The following is a 16244-nucleotide window of genomic DNA, read 5'->3' as shown; positions in this document are numbered from 1 at the left end:
GGGTGTGAAAGGAGAGGGACGGCACGCCGTGTGGCGTGCCGTCCCTCCCATTTGGTTGTGTTGTGGCGGTGTCCTACTCTCCCACAACCTGTCGGTTGCAGTACCATTGGCGCTGCCGGGCTTAGCTTCCAGGTTCGAAATGTTGCTGGGCGTTTCCCCGGTGCTATGACCACCACAAGACTGGTGTTCAACACTGTCCCCCCCGGCTGTGTGTTTGGGGGGTGTGGGTTGATCGTGATTTGTATAGTGGTTGCGGCAGTGTTGTTGTCCGTTGTTCTTGTTACCCGCACGTATTGTGTGGGTGTTGTTTAGTGTTGGCCCATTAGTACCAGTCGGCTCACGAGCACCTCGCGGTGCTTCCACCTCTGGCCTATCAACCCGCTAGTCTAGCGGGGGCCTCTCACCCCACAGGGGGGCGCGGAAACCTCATCTTGAAGCAGGCTTCCCGCTTAGATGCTTTCAGCGGTTATCCCTTCCGAACGTAGCCAACCAGCCATGCACCTGGCGGTACAACTGGCACACCAGAGGTTCGTCCATCCCGGTCCTCTCGTACTAGGGACGGCCCTTCTCAAATTTCCTACGCGCACAGAGGATAGGGACCGAACTGTCTCACGACGTTCTGAACCCAGCTCGCGTACCGCTTTAATGGGCGAACAGCCCAACCCTTGGGACCAACTCCAGCCCCAGGATGCGACGAGCCGACATCGAGGTGCCAAACCATGCCGTCGATATGGACTCTTGGGCAAGATCAGCCTGTTATCCCCGGGGTACCTTTTATCCGTTGAGCGACCACGCACCCACGTGCCATGGCCGGATCACTAGTTCCTGCTTTCGCACCTGCTCGACCCGTCGGTCTCACAGTCAAGCTCCCTTGTACACTTGCACTCGCCACCTGATTACCAACCAGGCTGAGGGAACCTTTGAGCGCCTCCGTTACATTTTAGGAGGCAACCGCCCCAGTTAAACTACCCACCAGGCACTGTCCCCAACCCGGATCACGGGCCAAGGTTGAGGTGACCGCTTGAACCAGAATGGTATTTCAACGACGACTCCACCACCGCTGGCGCGGCAGCTTCACAGTCTCCCACCTATCCTACACAAGTCCAAGCGAACACCAATACCAAGCTATAGTAAAGGTCCCGGGGTCTTTCCGTCCTTCTGCGCGAAACGAGCATCTTTACTCGTACTGCAATTTCACCGAGTTCGCGGTTGAGACAGCGGAGAAGTCGTTACGCCATTCGTGCAGGTCGGAACTTACCCGACAAGGAATTTCGCTACCTTAGGATGGTTATAGTTACCACCGCCGTTTACTGGGGCTTAAATTCACCGCTTCACACCCCGAAGGAGTGTTAACAGTTCCTCTTAACCTTCCAGCACCGGGCAGGCGTCAGTGCGTATACATCGCCTTACGGCTTCGCACGCACCTGTGTTTTTGATAAACAGTCGCTTCTCCCTATTCTCTGCGACCCCACAACCCCACCCACGCGCTTGGCGCGGGGAAGTCACGGGGTCCTCCTTATCCCGAAGTTACGGAGGAATTTTGCCGAGTTCCTTAACCACGATTCACTCGAACGCCTCGGTATACTCTACCTGACCACCTGAGTCGGTTTAGGGTACGGGCGCGTCATGCCCTCACGTCGAGGCTTTTCTCGGCAGCATAGGATCACCACAAGACAACACTATCGTGTCACCCTCATCAGTTCTCACCCTTCATGCCCCCCGGATTTACCTGAGGGACGGGCCACAACCTTAAATACGCACAACCATCGGCGCACTGCAGCTACCTGTCTGCGTCACCCCTGTTAACACGCTTGCCTACAATCACCGGGACCCCAAGACCCACACACACCAACAAACCCGAAGGTTACGTGGTGGTGTGAGCAAATTGGTTAGCACAATGACTTCAGCATGGACGGTCACAACGCGGTACCAGAATATCAACTGGTTGTCCATCGACTACGCCTGTCGGCCTCGCCTTAGGACCCGACTAACCCAGGGCGGATAAACCTAGCCCTGGAACCCTTAGTCAATCGGCGCTGCGGATTCTCACCGCAGATTCGTTACTCATGCCTGCATTCTCACTCCCACACAATCCACCAGAAGTCACCTCCAGGCTTCACCTCATGCAGGACGCTCCCCTACCCAACAACACACCAACAATCCAGTTCCTGGCGCCAGCACGCGTGTTGCTGCCACAGCTTCGGCGGTACGCTTGAGCCCCGCTACATTGTCGGCGCAGAACCACTTGACCAGTGAGCTATTACGCACTCTTTCAAGGATGGCTGCTTCTAAGCCAACCTCCTGGTTGTCACCGCGACTCCACATCCTTTCCCACTTAGCGCACGCTTAGGGGCCTTAGCTGATGATCTGGGCTGTTTCCCTCTCGACTACGAAGCTTATCCCCCGCAGTCTCACTGCCACGCTACACCTAATGGCATTCGGAGTTTGGCTGACGTCAGTAACCCACAGGGCCCATCGGCCATCCAGTAGCTCTACCTCCACCAGGGACCACGCAACGCTGCACCTAAATGCATTTCGGGGAGAACCAGCTATCACGGAGTTTGATTGGCCTTTCACCCCTACCCACAGTTCATCCCCCAGGTTTTCAACCCTGGTGGGTTCGGTCCTCCACACAGTCTTACCTCTGCTTCAACCTGACCATGGGTAGATCACCCCGCTTCGGGTCTAGAACACGCGACAAACGCCATCTTTCAGACTCGCTTTCGCTACGCATACCCCACACGGGTTAAGCACGCCACGTATCACTAACTCGCAGGCTCATTCTTCAAAAGGCACGCCATCACCCCACAAGGCTCTGACGGCTTACAGGCACACGGTTTCAGGTACTATTTCACTCCCCTCCCGGGGTACTTTTCACCATTCCCTCACGGTACTATGCACTATCGGTCATCAAGTAGTATTTAGGCTTACCAAGTGGTCTTGGCAGATTCACACGAGATTTCACGAGTCCCGCACTACTCGGGCACCACATCCACACCACACACCACCGGTCCACCTACACGACTATCACGCTCTACGGTCAGCCATCCCAGACTGTTCAACTCCCAACAACACGCGGTGCGACCCCCCGGCAGAAGGATCCAACATGGCCCCACAACACCAAACACGCAACGGCCGCCGCCTATCACACGCATCTGGTTTAGCCTCCTCCGCTTTCGCTCGCCACTACTCACGGAATATCTTCTCCTACGGGTACTGAGATGTTTCACTTCCCCGCGTTCCCCCCACCACCCTATACACGTTCAGATGATGGTAACCCAGCACAACCCAGGTTAGGTTCCCCCATTCGGACACCCTCGGATAATAACGCTCGCTCGCCAGCTCCCCGAGGCATATCGCAGGCCGCAACGTCCTTCATCAGCTCTTGATGCCAAGGCATCCACCGAATGCCCAACAAAACTAAACAAAACACAAAAAACAGTACAGAACAAATATGCTCGCAACCACTATACAAATCACAAACAACCCACCACACACAACCCACACCAACAACACACAGGCCACCGGCCGGCTGCGCAGGCAACCACCACCCACCAAGGCAGTAGACGCTCACACGGTGTTGAACGTGAACCCGACAGTGTACTCATCTGCTATCAAACGCTTATGCCCAACCCAAAAACGCACCCACACCCACCACCCCACTACCGGGGCAGTAAACACATGCAGGCACAAGAAAACAACCAGAACACCCACCACAACGGGCAGACACACTAACTGTTCCCCACAAAACTGGGCTCCCTAGAAAGGAGGTGATCCAGCCGCACCTTCCGGTACGGCTACCTTGTTACGACTTCGTCCCAATCGCCAATCCCACCTTCGACCACTCCCCCCACCAACGTGGTTAGGCCATGGGCTTCGGGTGTTACCAACTTTCGTGACGTGACGGGCGGTGTGTACAAGGCCCGAGAACGTATTCACCGCAGCGTTGCTGATCTGCGATTACTAGCGACTCCACCTTCATGGGGTCGAGTTGCAGACCCCAATCCGAACTGAGACTGGCTTTAAGGGATTCGCTCCACCTCACAGTATCGCAACCCTCTGTACCAACCATTGTAGCATGCGTGAAGCCCAAGACATAAGGGGCATGATGATTTGACGTCATCCCCACCTTCCTCCGAGTTAACCCCGGCAGTCCCCCACGAGTCCCCACCATCACGTGCTGGCAACATAGGGCAAGGGTTGCGCTCGTTGCGGGACTTAACCCAACATCTCACGACACGAGCTGACGACAACCATGCACCACCTGCACACGACCAACTAAATGCCACCACATCTCTGCAGTGCCGCCGTGCATGTCAAGCCTTGGTAAGGTTCTTCGCGTTGCATCGAATTAATCCGCATGCTCCGCCGCTTGTGCGGGCCCCCGTCAATTCCTTTGAGTTTTAGCCTTGCGGCCGTACTCCCCAGGCGGGGCACTTAAAGCGTTAGCTACGGCGCAGAAACCACGGGTGGCCCCCACACCTAGTGCCCAACGTTTACAGCGTGGACTACCAGGGTATCTAATCCTGTTCGCTCCCCACGCTTTCGCTCCTCAGCGTCAGTAACGGCCCAGAGACCCGCCTTCGCCACCGGTGTTCTTCCTGATATCTGCGCATTCCACCGCTACACCAGGAGTTCCAGTCTCCCCTACCGCACTCAAGTCAGCCCGTACCCACCGCACGCCCCCAGTTAAGCCAGAGGATTTCACGGCAGACGCGACCAACCGCCTACAAGCCCTTTACGCCCAATAATTCCGGACAACGCTCGCGCCCTACGTATTACCGCGGCTGCTGGCACGTAGTTAGCCGGCGCTTCTTTACCCACTACCCTCACCACAACCCAAGTTGCGGCTTGACCATGAGCGAAAGAGGTTTACAACCCGAAGGCCTCCATCCCTCACGCGGCGTCGCTGCATCAGGCTTTCGCCCATTGTGCAATATTCCCCACTGCTGCCTCCCGTAGGAGTCTGGGCCGTATCTCAGTCCCAATGTGACCGGTCACCCTCTCAGGCCGGCTACCCGTCAAAGCCTTGGTAGGCCATCACCCCACCAACAAGCTGATAGGCCGCGAGCCCATCCCCCACCAGAAAAAACCTTTCCACCAACCCCCATGCGAAGGCCAGTGAATATCCAGTATTAGCACCCGTTTCCGGGCGTTATCCCAAAGAAGGGGGCAGGTTACTCACGTGTTACTCACCCGTTCGCCACTCATCCAACCCAACAAAAGCCAGGTCTTCAGCGTTCGACTTGCATGTGTTAAGCACGCCGCCAGCGTTCGTCCTGAGCCAGGATCAAACTCTCCGAACAAAAACAAAAACGTTAAAGCCCAGAAAAACCAACCAAACACAAAGCCCGGCCAGCAATCCCAACCAAAAACACTCAAAAACAAAAAACAGGCATAAACAAAACAAACAAACACACTATCGAGTTCACAAACAACACCCACACACCCAAACAACCAGGCCAAAACCCAGCCACCCAAGCAGTGAACCACCACCACAAACTCACTCACAAGCTCGCGGCGACAGGTGAATAATCTACTCACCCCCCACACAAAAGTCAACCCAAAACAACGTGACCCCCAACACACAACCCACAAACCCACCAAACACAACGAAAAGGGGCCGTCCGATCGCCATCGAACGCCCCCTTCTCAGAAAGAATCAGCTCAGCTCAAGCACGGCAAGGTTCTTGCGCCCCTTACGAATGAGAGCCAGTCCACCTGCGAGGACGTCCTCCTGGCGGAGGATCGCCTCGGGGTCGGTGACCTTGACGTTGTTGATGGACGCACCGCCGGAGGAGATCGTGCGACGGGCAGCCGTCTTGCCCTTCTCGAAACCGAGGGCGACGAGAGCGTCGGCCACGGTGGATTCGCCGAGAGTGAGCGAGGCGCGCGGAAGGTCGGCGGTCGCGGCGGCCAGGGTGGCCTCGTCCAGGTCGCGGATATCGCCGCCACCCCACAGGGCATCCGTTGCGGCGAGGACACGGGCGAGCTGATCAGCCCCGTGGACAAGCTCAGTCACGGAGGCGGCCAGTGCCTTCTGCGCTGCGCGCTGGTGGGGACGCTCGGCGACCTCGGCAGCCAGCGCTTCAATCTCTTCTCGAGACTTGAAGGTAAAGATCTTCAGGAAGCGCACGACATCCTCATCCGCGACCTGCAGCCAGAACTGGTAGAAAGCGTAGGGAGTCATCATCTCAGGGTCGAGCCAGATGGCACCGCCCTCGGACTTGCCGAACTTCGTGCCGTCGGCCTTGGTAATGATCGGCGTGGTCATCACGTGCGTGTCGACGCCCTCGACCTTGCGGATCAGGTCGACGCCGCCCACCATGTTGCCCCACTGGTCGTTCCCGCCGGTCTCGAGGGTGCAGCCATGGCGACGGTACAGCTCGAGGAAGTCGTTGGCCTGGAGAACCTGGTAGGAGAACTCCGTGTAGGAGATGCCCTCGTCGGAGGCGATGCGGCGCGCGACGATGTCCTTGTTGAGCATCGTGCCCACGCGGAAGTACTTGCCGATGGTGCGCAGCAGGTCGATGGCGCTCATCTCCTGGGTCCAGTCCAGGTTGTTCACCATGCGCGCGGCCGCCGGCCCCTCAAAGTCGAGGAACCGCGAGATCTGGGCGCGAAGACGATCCGCCCATCCCTTGACGACCTCGGTCGACTGGAGCTGACGCTCGCCGCTCTGGCGGGGGTCGCCGATCTGCCCGGTGGCGCCGCCAACGAGCGCGAGGGGGCGGTGCCCGGCGAGCTGGAGGTGGCGCATGACGATGAGCTGAACGAGGTGACCGTGATGCAGGGAGGGCGCGGTCGGATCGTAGCCGCAATAGAAGGTGACAGGTCCGGCGGCCAGGTGCGCGCGAAGCGCCTCGAGGTCGGTGTGCTGCGCGAGCAGCCCACGCCACTGCAATTCGTCCAGAATGTCTGTCACGAAACTTGTCCTTCCTTGCGGATTCGACGGATTGTTGTTCTTGTAGTGTATCGGCTCGGCGGCGCCGGGCGTTAGCGCAGCGCGGTGTCCGCCCACTGACGGGCGTGAGCGAGTCCGGCCCGGGCCTCGTCGAGCTGTTCGGCGACGCGCACGGGTGCGGTACCACCTCGGCCGAGGCGTGCTCCGACCGATCCCTCGACGGTGAGGACGGAACGAACCTCCGGGTCGAGGTGGGACGAGGCCTGGGCGAGCTCCGCGTCCGTCAGATCGGCGAGCTCCACTCCCCTCGCCTCGGCCAGGCGCACGCAGGCGCCCGAGATTTCGTGGGCGTCGCGGAAGGGAACCCCGCGCTTGACGAGCCATTCGGCGATGTCGGTCGCCAGCGAGAAGCCCTGCGGGGCGAGTTCAGCGAGGCGCTCGAGGTGGATCGTCATGGTGTCGATCATGCCGGCGACGGCGGGGCACAGAACATCGAGGGTGTCGATCTGGTCGAAGACCGGCTCCTTGTCCTCCTGGAGGTCACGGTCGTAGGCGAGAGGAAGAGCCTTGAGGACGGCGAGGAGGCCAGTGAGGTCGCCGATGAGTCGTCCGGCCTTGCCGCGCGCAAGCTCGGCGACGTCCGGGTTCTTCTTCTGCGGCATGATCGAGGACCCGGTCGAGTAGGAGTCGTCGAGGGTGACGTAGCCGAACTCCTTCGTGTTCCAGATGACGATCTCCTCGGACAGTCGGGAGATGTCGATGCCGATCTGGGCGCAGATGAAGGAGAACTCGGCGACGACGTCGCGGGCGGCGGTCCCGTCGATCGAGTTTTCGACGGAGTCGGTGAATCCAAGGGCCGTGGCGATACGGCGCGGATCCATGCCGAGGGTGTTGCCGGCGAGCGCGCCCGAACCGTAGGGCGAGATGGCGGCTCTCTTGTCCCAGTCACCAAGGCGCGCCACGTCGCGCACCAGCGGCCAGACGTGGGCGAGCAGGTGGTGCGCGACAAGGACGGGCTGGGCGTGCTGCATATGGGTGCGACCGGGCATGACGGCGTCCCCCGCGCGGCTGGCCTGGCCGATGAGGGCCTCGGCGATATCGAGGACGCGCCCGGCCAAGTGGCGTGCCTCCTGGCGCAGGTAAAGGCGAATGAGAGTCGCGATCTGGTCGTTACGCGAGCGCCCCGCGCGGAGCTTGCCACCGAGGGTCGCGCCTGCACGCTCGATGAGTCCACGCTCGAGGGCGGTGTGCACGTCCTCATCGTCGGGGCTGGGTACGAAAGCGCCGGAGGCGACGTCGGCGTCGAGGCGGGCGAGCGCCGCATGCATGTCCTCGCACTCCTGGTCGGTGAGCAGGCCGACGCGGTGCAGCTCGTCGGCGTGCGCGTGTGATCCCGCGATGTCGACGTGAGCCAGGCGGAAATCAAAATGGGTTGAGACGCTCAGCGCCGCGAGGGCCTGCGACGGGCCTCCGGCGAAGCGGCCTCCCCACAGGGACACGTGCTTGTCGGACTGCGACATGGTTGACCTCCCAAGGTCGGTGGCGGGAACGAAGCTATGGCTTAAGAGTATTCGAGGTGCTGGCGGGCCGCCGACGGCCACACGACGGGCACCTCACCGCGCACCTTGACCCAGGTGGCGATGATGACAACGAGCATCCAGTTGCCCTCGAAGAGCATCCTCGATTCGGTGAAGGACTGGATGAACATCGCGATCATGAGGACGGCGGGGACCACGTCCCAGAGGTTATCGTCGATATGGGCCACCGCGACCTTGACGACCCGCAAGAGCGTCCACACGATCGCGGCCGTGACCAGAAATGCGCCGACGAAGCCGGTCGTCAACGCGGCCTCCACGTAGACGTTGTGAGCCTGGTTGGTGGGGGTCCCGTCCGGGCGGATCACGAGGGAAGCGAAAGGCTCCATCCATGTCGGCCAGCCGATGAACCAGCCCCAGCCGCCGATCGGCCGCTGCCTCACCAAGGGCTCGACGGCGTGCCAGATGACGGAGCGCCCGCTCATGTCCGGGCTGCGCCCGAAGGCGTCCGCGATCGCGTGGCGCGCGAAGAACGCGCCGATCGCCGCGAGTATGCCCACGGCGGCGAAAATACCGACGACGCGCAGTCTCAAGCGCACGGGCACACGCCGCTGGACGACCAGAGCGGCGATCACGATGAAGCATCCCGCGGTGGACAGGGAGACCGTCGCCGACTGGGTCAGCAGGAACACGGCTGCGCATGCGGCCAGCCACGCGAGAGTGGAGGGCAGGGCGCGGCGGGTCTGCATGTAGCGCAGGACCAGGCAGATCGCGAGGAGCAGCGCAACGAAGGCCAATGGGTTGCGATTGCCGGGGAAGCCCTGGATGGGGCCTCCGTGAAAGATCAGGCCGTCGACCCAATAGGAGGACGCTGGCAGCAGTCCCCTTCCCCACATGGTCGGCGGGGCCAGGGGACCTCGGCCGAACAAGCCGACCAGGACCTCGAGAATGAACGAGGACCCGATGATCCACTGGAACGACAGGATCAGGGACTCCACAAGCGCCGTCAACGGCAGCGCGACCGCGACGGCGATCGAGACCAGCGTCAGCGCGCACTGAAGAACCCAGAACTGCGCGCTCGTCATGGGGTCAACCGACCAGAAACAGGTGAGCCCGCACCAGAGCACGAACAGGCTGATCGTCGTCGGGAAGCGGCGCAACAGCAGGGACCGCCCGGAGCTGCGGAACAGCACCACGAAGGCCACGAGAAGGATGAGCATGGGCACGAGGGAGCCGATGTCTCCGAATATCCCACGCACGCCCTTCCCGGCGAAGCCGACGAAAAACATGCCAGCGACTGTGTAGCGCATCATGCGCTCACGCAGGGTCTCATCCTGATCGGTGGCCGCGGCCCCTCCGATCGGCACACTGTCTTGGAACGTCATACACGACACAGTAGGCGAGGTGGGAGCGCCGTCGCCGACGCTCCCACCTCTTGAAACCCAACTGAAACATTCCCTGTGAGAGAACACTCAGCGAGTACTCAGTACCCCATATTGACGCCGAAGCGCACGTCGCGTGCGGCCGCGAGCTTGGACTGCAGGCCGTAAATGTCGATGAATCCGCGCGAGGACGACTGGTCGAAGGTGTCGCCCGTCTCGTAGGTCGCCAGGTTGAAGTCGTAGAGGGAGGACTCCGAGCGGCGCCCGTTGACGGTCGCGCGTCCGCCGTGAAGGATCATGCGGATCTCGCCGGACACGTATTCCTGGGTGTGCTCGATGAAAGCATCCATCGACTTCTTGAGCGGCGAGTACCACTGGGCCTCGTAGACGAGTTCGCCCCATGTCTGCTCGAGCTGTCGCTTGTAGCGGTGCTGCATGCGCTCCAGGGTGATGGATTCGAGGGCCTGGTGGGCCTCGATGAGGGCGACGGCGCCGGGCGCCTCGTAGATCTCGCGGGACTTGATGCCCACGAGGCGGTCCTCGACCATGTCGATGCGGCCGATGCCCTGGGCGCCGGCGCGGCGGTTCATCTCCTGTATGGCCTCAAGCGGGGTGACCGGGCGTCCGTCGATGGCGACGGGGATGCCCTTGTCGAAGGTGATGACGACTTCGTCGGGCAGCGGCGGGTAGGTCGGGTCGTCGGTGTAGACGTAGACGTCCTTGGTGGGGGCGTTCCACAGGTCTTCGAGGAAGCCGGTCTCGATGGCGCGGCCCCACACGTTTTGGTCGATCGAGAAGGGGTTATGCTTCGTCGTTTCGATCGGCAGGTTGTGCTTTTCTGCGTATTCGATGGCGACGTCGCGGGTCAGGGCGAGGTCGCGCACCGGGGAGATGCAGTCCATGTCGGGGGCCATCGAGGTGATGGACACTTCGAAACGGACCTGGTCGTTGCCCTTGCCGGTGCAGCCGTGGGCGACGGTCGTGGCACCGAATTCGCGCGCTGCCTTGACCAGGTGCTTGGTGATGACGGGGCGCGAGAGGGCGGAGACGAGGGGGTACTTGCCTTCGTAGAGGGCGTTGGCCTTCAGCGCGGGCATGCAGTACTCGTTTGCGAATTCGTCGCGAGCGTCGGCGACGTAGGCTTCGACGGCACCACAGTCGAGAGCGCGCTGACGAATGACCTCGAGGTCTTCGCCTCCCTGGCCGACATCGACGGCGACGGCGACGACCTCGCGGCCGGTCTGCTCGCCGATCCATCCGATGGCGACGGAGGTGTCCAGGCCGCCTGAGTAGGCCAGGACGACGCGGTCTGTGCTCGACATGGGGGTTCCTTCCACTGGGGGTTTCGTTGGGTCGTATCGCGGCTCGTTGGGACGAGGCCGTGGCTAGTTTTCGGGCAGAGCGCCGGGCTCTGCGAGGGCGAGAAGCATGCGTTCGACGCCGACAGCATCCTCCTCGGAGCGGCAGATCACGAGGATCGTGTCGTCGCCGGCGATGGTGCCGGCGATTTCCTCTCGGCGCACGGAGTCGATCGAGGAGGCAAGGAGATTGGCCGCCCCGACCTGGGTGCGTAGAACGAGCTGGTTGCCGACTTTGACGGAGGTGACGAGGAGGAGCTGGCACCAGCGCGCGAGGCGGACGTTGGCGGCTTCGCCGTCGTGGGTCGCTCCCCCGTCGTGGTCGGGCACGGTGTAGATGAGGGTGCCGGATGCGTTGCGCACCTTGGTGGCCCGCAGGTCCATGAGGTCGCGCGACAGCGTCGTCTGGGTGACGTCGATGCCCCGCTGAGCAAGGCGTGAGCGCAGCGCTTCCTGGCTACCGATGGACTCGGAGGCCAGGAGGTTGCGGATCATTTCGTGCCTGGCACTCTTGGTGCTGGGGAACGCTGCTGCTGAACTCATATGCATGATTATACATGCATATGCATATATGTGCGCAAGTGGGTGAGGGGCACCCCTCACCCACTCACGTTCTGACAGTCTCAGGCCTTCAGCGCCTCGACGATCTCATCAGCCCACTGGTCGATAGCCTCCCAGTCACGGAAGTCCCCCTCGACAACTCCAGCCAGGCGGGCAACCGAACGCTCGCGCAGGGACAGGAGGGAGGGCTTGTACCGACCCGGGAAGGTATGCAGCTCGCGGCACTTGACATGGGTGAGGAGCGGTCCGACGCGCGTGCCGTCCTGCTCGGAGTGCTTGGGAACGCCATTCATGCCGACGGAGAAGGCCCATACGCGTCCGACGGGCAACTCGTCCTTAAAACGCTCCATGAAGTCGTGTGCCTCGGGCATCCACTGGAGGATGTACACGGCCGATCCGACAACGACGGCATCGTAACCCGAGACCGACGTGACGTCGGCGGGCGCGAGACGATCAACGGTGATTCCACTCGCTTCGATACGCCGGGCAATGGCGTCGGCGACCTCATCCGTCGCCCCGTGCTTTGATGCTGCAGTTACAAGAATGTGCATAAGACCATGCTAAGGCGAAGACCGGTCGAATCCGCACCTGCGACACCCCAATGAGTGGGGCGCCACACGTGAGATTCGACCGGCCAGACGCTGGTCGCGATGTCTCAGGCGCGCAAGGAGGCTCCCAGGACCTTCTTGGCCTTGGCCACCACCTGCGCACGGACCGCCTCGGATTCCTTTGCGGTCAGCGTGTGGTCAGCGGCGCGCAGTCGCAGGGCGAACGCGAGCGAGCGGTAGCCTTCGGGCACCTGGTCGCCCTCGTAGATATCGAAGAGTGAGACCGATTCCGCGAGCGGGCCGGCACCCTGACGCACGATCTGCTCCACGCGCGAGGCGGGGATGTCAGACGGAACGACGAGAGCGATGTCCTCCTTGGCCAGCGGGAACGTCGAGACGCCCTTGACCTGGATCGGGTCGGCGCTCATCTGGGAGATGAGCGCATCCATGTCGATCTCGAAGGCACAGGCGCGCGCCGGCAGGCCGAAGGCGCGGCACGCCGCCGGCGAGAGCTCGCCCGCCAGCGCGACGTCCACGAGCGTGCGGCCCGCGCGCACGAAGACGCGGGCGACGCGGCCCGGGTGGAAGGGAGCAACGTCCGCGGGATCCGTGGCCGGGGCGGGCATCGGGGCCCCCTTGTGGGCGGGAGCCTTGTCCATCCAGGCGCGGGTCACCTCGACGCGCACCCCGAGGGCCGAGGCCACGCGACGCACGTACTCCAGGGCGTCCGCCCAGTCGTAGGCGCGGGCGTTCGCCAACACGCCGGCCGGGACAGCCTGGCCTGTGAGGACACCGCCGATGTGCCACGGCTGAGGCGGGATGCCGGCCTCGAGGGCGGCGAGTACCTCATCCGAGGGGCGTTCCTCCGCCCCGGGCAGAGCCGCGGGAACCGTGCCGTGGGGCCTGGCTACCTTCGCGACCTCGAAGACGGCGACCTCCGCGTTGGAGCGCGACGCGTTGCGGCCGGCGACGTCGAGGAGTGTGTCGAGCACCGAGGTGCGCAGCCACGGGGCATCGTCCGCCATCGGGTTGCGCAGGCGCAGGGCCTCGCGGCGCTGATCGTCGGCGGGGATACCCTGACGATCCCAGGTGTCGGACACGAACGGGTAGGACTCAACCTCGACGAGGCCGCCGTCGGCGAGCATCGCAGCAGCGAGACGACGCGCCTTCTGGCCCGTGGTCAGGCCGTGGCCCGCGGGAGCCGTAGGAAGCACGACAGGAATGTTGTCGTAACCGTCCAGGCGCGCGACTTCCTCGACGAGATCCGCCGGAAGCGTCAGGTCCGGGCGCCACGACGGCGCCGTGACGGTGAACGTGCCATCGACGGGGCCTTCGACGCGGCAGCCAACGGTGGTCAGCAGCTCGGCGATGCGCTCGGGGCTGTGCGCAACGCCGGTGAGGCGCTGTGCCTCGCCCACGGGCAGGGAGATGACGGTCGGGGCCTCTCGCTCGTCGACGTCGGTCACGCCGGCGTCAATGCTCCCGCCGCCGTACTGAACGAGCAGCTCGACGGCGCGCTGTGCGGCGACCTCGGGCAGTGCCGGGTCGACCCCGCGCTCGAAGCGCTTCGAGGCCTCGGAGTGCAGCTTGTGGCGGCGCGCGCTGCGCGCGATCGACACCGCATCGAAGTGGGCGGCCTCGAACAGGATATCGGTGGTGCCCTCCTCCACCTCGGAGTAGGCCCCGCCCATGACACCGGCGATGCCGATGATGCGAGAGCCCTCGCCCTGGGGCGAATCGGTGATGAGCAGGTCCTGCGGATCCAGCTCGCGCTTCTCCTCGTCCAGGGTCACGAGGCTCTCGCCCGCGCGGGCGCGGCGCACGACGATGGGAGACGCGAGCGCTGCCAGGTCGTAGGCGTGCATCGGTTGCCCCAGGTCGAGCATGACGTAGTTCGTAATGTCGACGGGCAGCGACAGGGAGCGCATGCCAGCGGCCTCGAGGCGCTCAACCATCCAACGCGGGGTCGGAGCGGCAGGGTTGGTGCCGCGCACGACGCGCGCGACGAAGCGATCAACGCCCGCGCGGCCGCGGATCGGCGCGTCGTCGGCGAAGACCACGGGGAAGCCCTCGGCGTTGGGCGCGGGGGGCTCGGCGGCCACGACGCCGGGCAGGCCCGGGTCGCGGAAAGCGGCGCCGGTCGAGTGGGAGTACTCGCGCGCGATGCCGCGCATCGAGAAGCAGTAGCCGCGGTCCGGGGTCACGTTGATCTCCAGGACCTCCTCCCCCAGCCCCAGCCAGGACACGATGTCCGTACCGACCGCGGGGATCTCACGATCCGGGAAGTACTGCGGCAGGACGATGATGCCGCTGTAATCCTCGCCCAGACCCAGCTCGCGCGCGGAGCAGATCATGCCGTCGGAGACGTGACCGTAGGTCTTGCGCGCGGCGATCTGGAAGTCGCCCGGCAACACGGCTCCCGGCAGAGAGACAACCACCAGGTCGCCGACGTCGAAGTTGTGCGCGCCGCAGATGATGCCGCGGCTGGGCAGCTCCGAGGGCTCCTTGCCCGTGCCGGGGGCGTCGTTGTACTCGCCCACGTCCACGCGGCAGTAGTTGACGGTCTTGCCGTTCGAGGCGGTCTCCTCCACGCGCGTCAGGACGCGGCCCACGACGAGGGGGCCGATGACGCGGGCGGGGTGAATCTCTTCTTCCTCGAGGCCGACCTTGACCAGGGCGGCGGCCAGGGCCTCGGCGTCCGTCCCCTCAGGAACGTCGACGTGGTCGGCCAGCCAGCTCAGCGGAACCATAGGCATGTCAGTTTCCCCTTCCATTGACGCCGAACTGCTGGGAGAAGCGAACGTCTCCCTCGACGATGTCATGCATGTCAGCGATGCCGTGACGCAGCATCAGCGTGCGCTCGATGCCCATGCCGAACGCGAAGCCCGAGTAAACCTCGGGGTCCACGCCGTTGGCTCGCAGGACGTTGGGGTTGACCATGCCGCAGCCGCCCCACTCGATCCAGCCGGGGCCGCCCTTCTTCTGGGGGAACCACAGGTCCATCTCGGCGCTGGGCTCGGTGAAAGGGAAGTAGGAGGGACGCAGGCGTGTCTTCGCCTCGGGGCCAAACATGGCCTTGGCGAAGTGATCGAGAACGCCCTTGAGGTGCGCCATCGTCAGGCCCTTGTCAACCGCGAGGCCCTCGACCTGGTGGAAGACCGGCGTGTGCGTCGCATCCAGCGCGTCGGAACGGAAGACCTTACCCGGGCACGCCACGTACAGCGGCACACCGCGCGCGAGCATCGAGTGGGACTGCACGGGCGAGGTGTGCGTGCGCATCACCAGGTGGCCGTCCTCCTCCTTCTCGCCGCCCACGCTGCGGCCGTCAATGTAGAGGGTGTCCTGCATCTGGCGGGCGGGGTGATCGATGTCGAAGTTAAGTGAGTCGAAATTGAACCACTCGTGCTCGATCTCGGGGCCCTCGGCAATGTCCCAGCCCATGGCCACGAAGAAGTCCGCGACCTCTTCCATGAGCGTCTCCAGGGGATGGCGGGCACCGGCGGGGCGGCGGCGCGTGGGGACCGTGACGTCCACGGACTCCTCGACCAGCATGCGTGCCTCGTGCTCGGCGGCGAGGACCTCCTTGCGGGCCTCGAGCGCCTCGGTCAGCGCCTTGCGCGCCTGTCCGAGATTCTTTCCGGCCAGGCCACGCTTCGAGGGCTCCAGCGAACCGATCGTGCGGTTCGCGGTCACAAGCGGGGCTTGATCGCCAAGAAGAGCGGCGCGAACGGCCTTGAGGGCGTCCAGCGAATCTGCTTCTTCAATATCGACGAGGCCCTGGGCGCGCACTGCGTCGACGGCGGCCTCGTCAAGAGGATCAAGGTCAGGGGCATTGCCAGCCATGTCCTGCTTCCTTCTTCTTTCCTACTGGGGTCATTACTGCGCGCATCACGCGCACTGTCCCCCATCCTACCCGGTCGCGCATCCTCACAGCTCACCGGGTCCGCCGCCGCGCT

The 16244-nt window shown here is 63.2% G+C and carries 8 protein-coding genes and 3 rRNA genes; all 11 read right to left on the bottom strand.

The window, feature by feature from the left end; genetic code table 11:
* Positions 1-60 precede the first annotated feature (60 nt).
* The 11 genes from rrf to pheS all read right to left on the bottom strand — a co-directional run bounded on the left by rrf (position 61) and on the right by pheS (position 16131).
* Positions 61-177, bottom strand: a 5S ribosomal RNA gene (gene rrf, locus QU663_RS05110).
* A 126-nt stretch (positions 178-303) separates the two neighbouring features.
* A 23S ribosomal RNA gene (locus tag QU663_RS05105) occupies positions 304-3427 on the bottom strand.
* A gap of 336 nt (positions 3428-3763) precedes the next feature.
* A 16S ribosomal RNA gene (locus tag QU663_RS05100) occupies positions 3764-5306 on the bottom strand.
* Together the 16S, 23S and 5S rRNA genes form the textbook arrangement of a ribosomal RNA operon.
* Positions 5307-5662: 356 nt before the next feature.
* On the bottom strand, positions 5663-6925 hold the full coding sequence (gene tyrS, locus QU663_RS05095; protein WP_021611744.1) for a tyrosine--tRNA ligase: 1263 nt from the start codon (positions 6923-6925) through the stop codon (positions 5663-5665).
* A 71-nt stretch (positions 6926-6996) separates the two neighbouring features.
* Positions 6997-8424: an argininosuccinate lyase gene (gene argH, locus QU663_RS05090; protein ID WP_021611745.1), complete on the bottom strand. Its 1428-nt coding sequence runs from the start codon at positions 8422-8424 to the stop codon at positions 6997-6999.
* Between the two features lie 41 nt (positions 8425-8465).
* Positions 8466-9824, bottom strand: a complete 1359-nt coding sequence (locus QU663_RS05085; RefSeq protein ID WP_021611746.1) for an O-antigen ligase — start codon at positions 9822-9824, stop codon at positions 8466-8468.
* 98 nt (positions 9825-9922) lie between these two features.
* On the bottom strand, positions 9923-11143 hold the full coding sequence (locus QU663_RS05080) for an argininosuccinate synthase (RefSeq protein ID WP_009057789.1): 1221 nt from the start codon (positions 11141-11143) through the stop codon (positions 9923-9925).
* A gap of 63 nt (positions 11144-11206) precedes the next feature.
* Positions 11207-11728: an arginine repressor gene (argR, locus tag QU663_RS05075; protein WP_084437414.1), complete on the bottom strand. Its 522-nt coding sequence runs from the start codon at positions 11726-11728 to the stop codon at positions 11207-11209.
* 74 nt (positions 11729-11802) lie between these two features.
* The gene (locus QU663_RS05070; RefSeq protein ID WP_021611748.1) at positions 11803-12291 is read right to left on the bottom strand and encodes a flavodoxin domain-containing protein; all 489 of its coding nucleotides are present in this window, start codon (positions 12289-12291) and stop codon (positions 11803-11805) included.
* A 104-nt stretch (positions 12292-12395) separates the two neighbouring features.
* Positions 12396-15044 (bottom strand): phenylalanine--tRNA ligase subunit beta, encoded by a 2649-nt coding sequence (gene pheT, locus QU663_RS05065; RefSeq protein WP_034481155.1) that lies wholly within the window; start codon positions 15042-15044, stop codon positions 12396-12398.
* 1 nt (position 15045) lies between these two features.
* Entirely contained in the window at positions 15046-16131 is a 1086-nt protein-coding gene (pheS, locus tag QU663_RS05060; protein WP_021611750.1) for a phenylalanine--tRNA ligase subunit alpha, read from the bottom strand.
* Positions 16132-16244: the final 113 nt, after the last annotated feature.

It is taken from the genome of Schaalia sp. HMT-172 (assembly GCF_030644365.1).
Classification (GTDB): Bacteria; Actinomycetota; Actinomycetes; order Actinomycetales; family Actinomycetaceae; genus Pauljensenia.
The sequence above is the reverse complement of the archived record's forward strand: the minus strand, read 5'-3'. Positions and strand labels throughout refer to the sequence as shown.

Excerpts from the sequence above, each read along its gene's own strand:
- QU663_RS05080 (WP_009057789.1), bottom strand. The coding sequence starts at position 11,143 with ATGTCGAGCACAGACCGCGTCGTCCTGGCCTACTCAGGCGGCCTGGAC.
- argH (WP_021611745.1), bottom strand. The coding sequence starts at position 8,424 with ATGTCGCAGTCCGACAAGCACGTGTCCCTGTGGGGAGGCCGCTTCGCC.
- argR (WP_084437414.1), bottom strand. The coding sequence starts at position 11,728 with ATGCATATGAGTTCAGCAGCAGCGTTCCCCAGCACCAAGAGTGCCAGG.
- pheS (WP_021611750.1), bottom strand. The coding sequence starts at position 16,131 with ATGGCTGGCAATGCCCCTGACCTTGATCCTCTTGACGAGGCCGCCGTC.
- pheT (WP_034481155.1), bottom strand. The coding sequence starts at position 15,044 with ATGCCTATGGTTCCGCTGAGCTGGCTGGCCGACCACGTCGACGTTCCT.
- QU663_RS05085 (WP_021611746.1), bottom strand. The coding sequence starts at position 9,824 with ATGACGTTCCAAGACAGTGTGCCGATCGGAGGGGCCGCGGCCACCGAT.
- QU663_RS05070 (WP_021611748.1), bottom strand. The coding sequence starts at position 12,291 with ATGCACATTCTTGTAACTGCAGCATCAAAGCACGGGGCGACGGATGAG.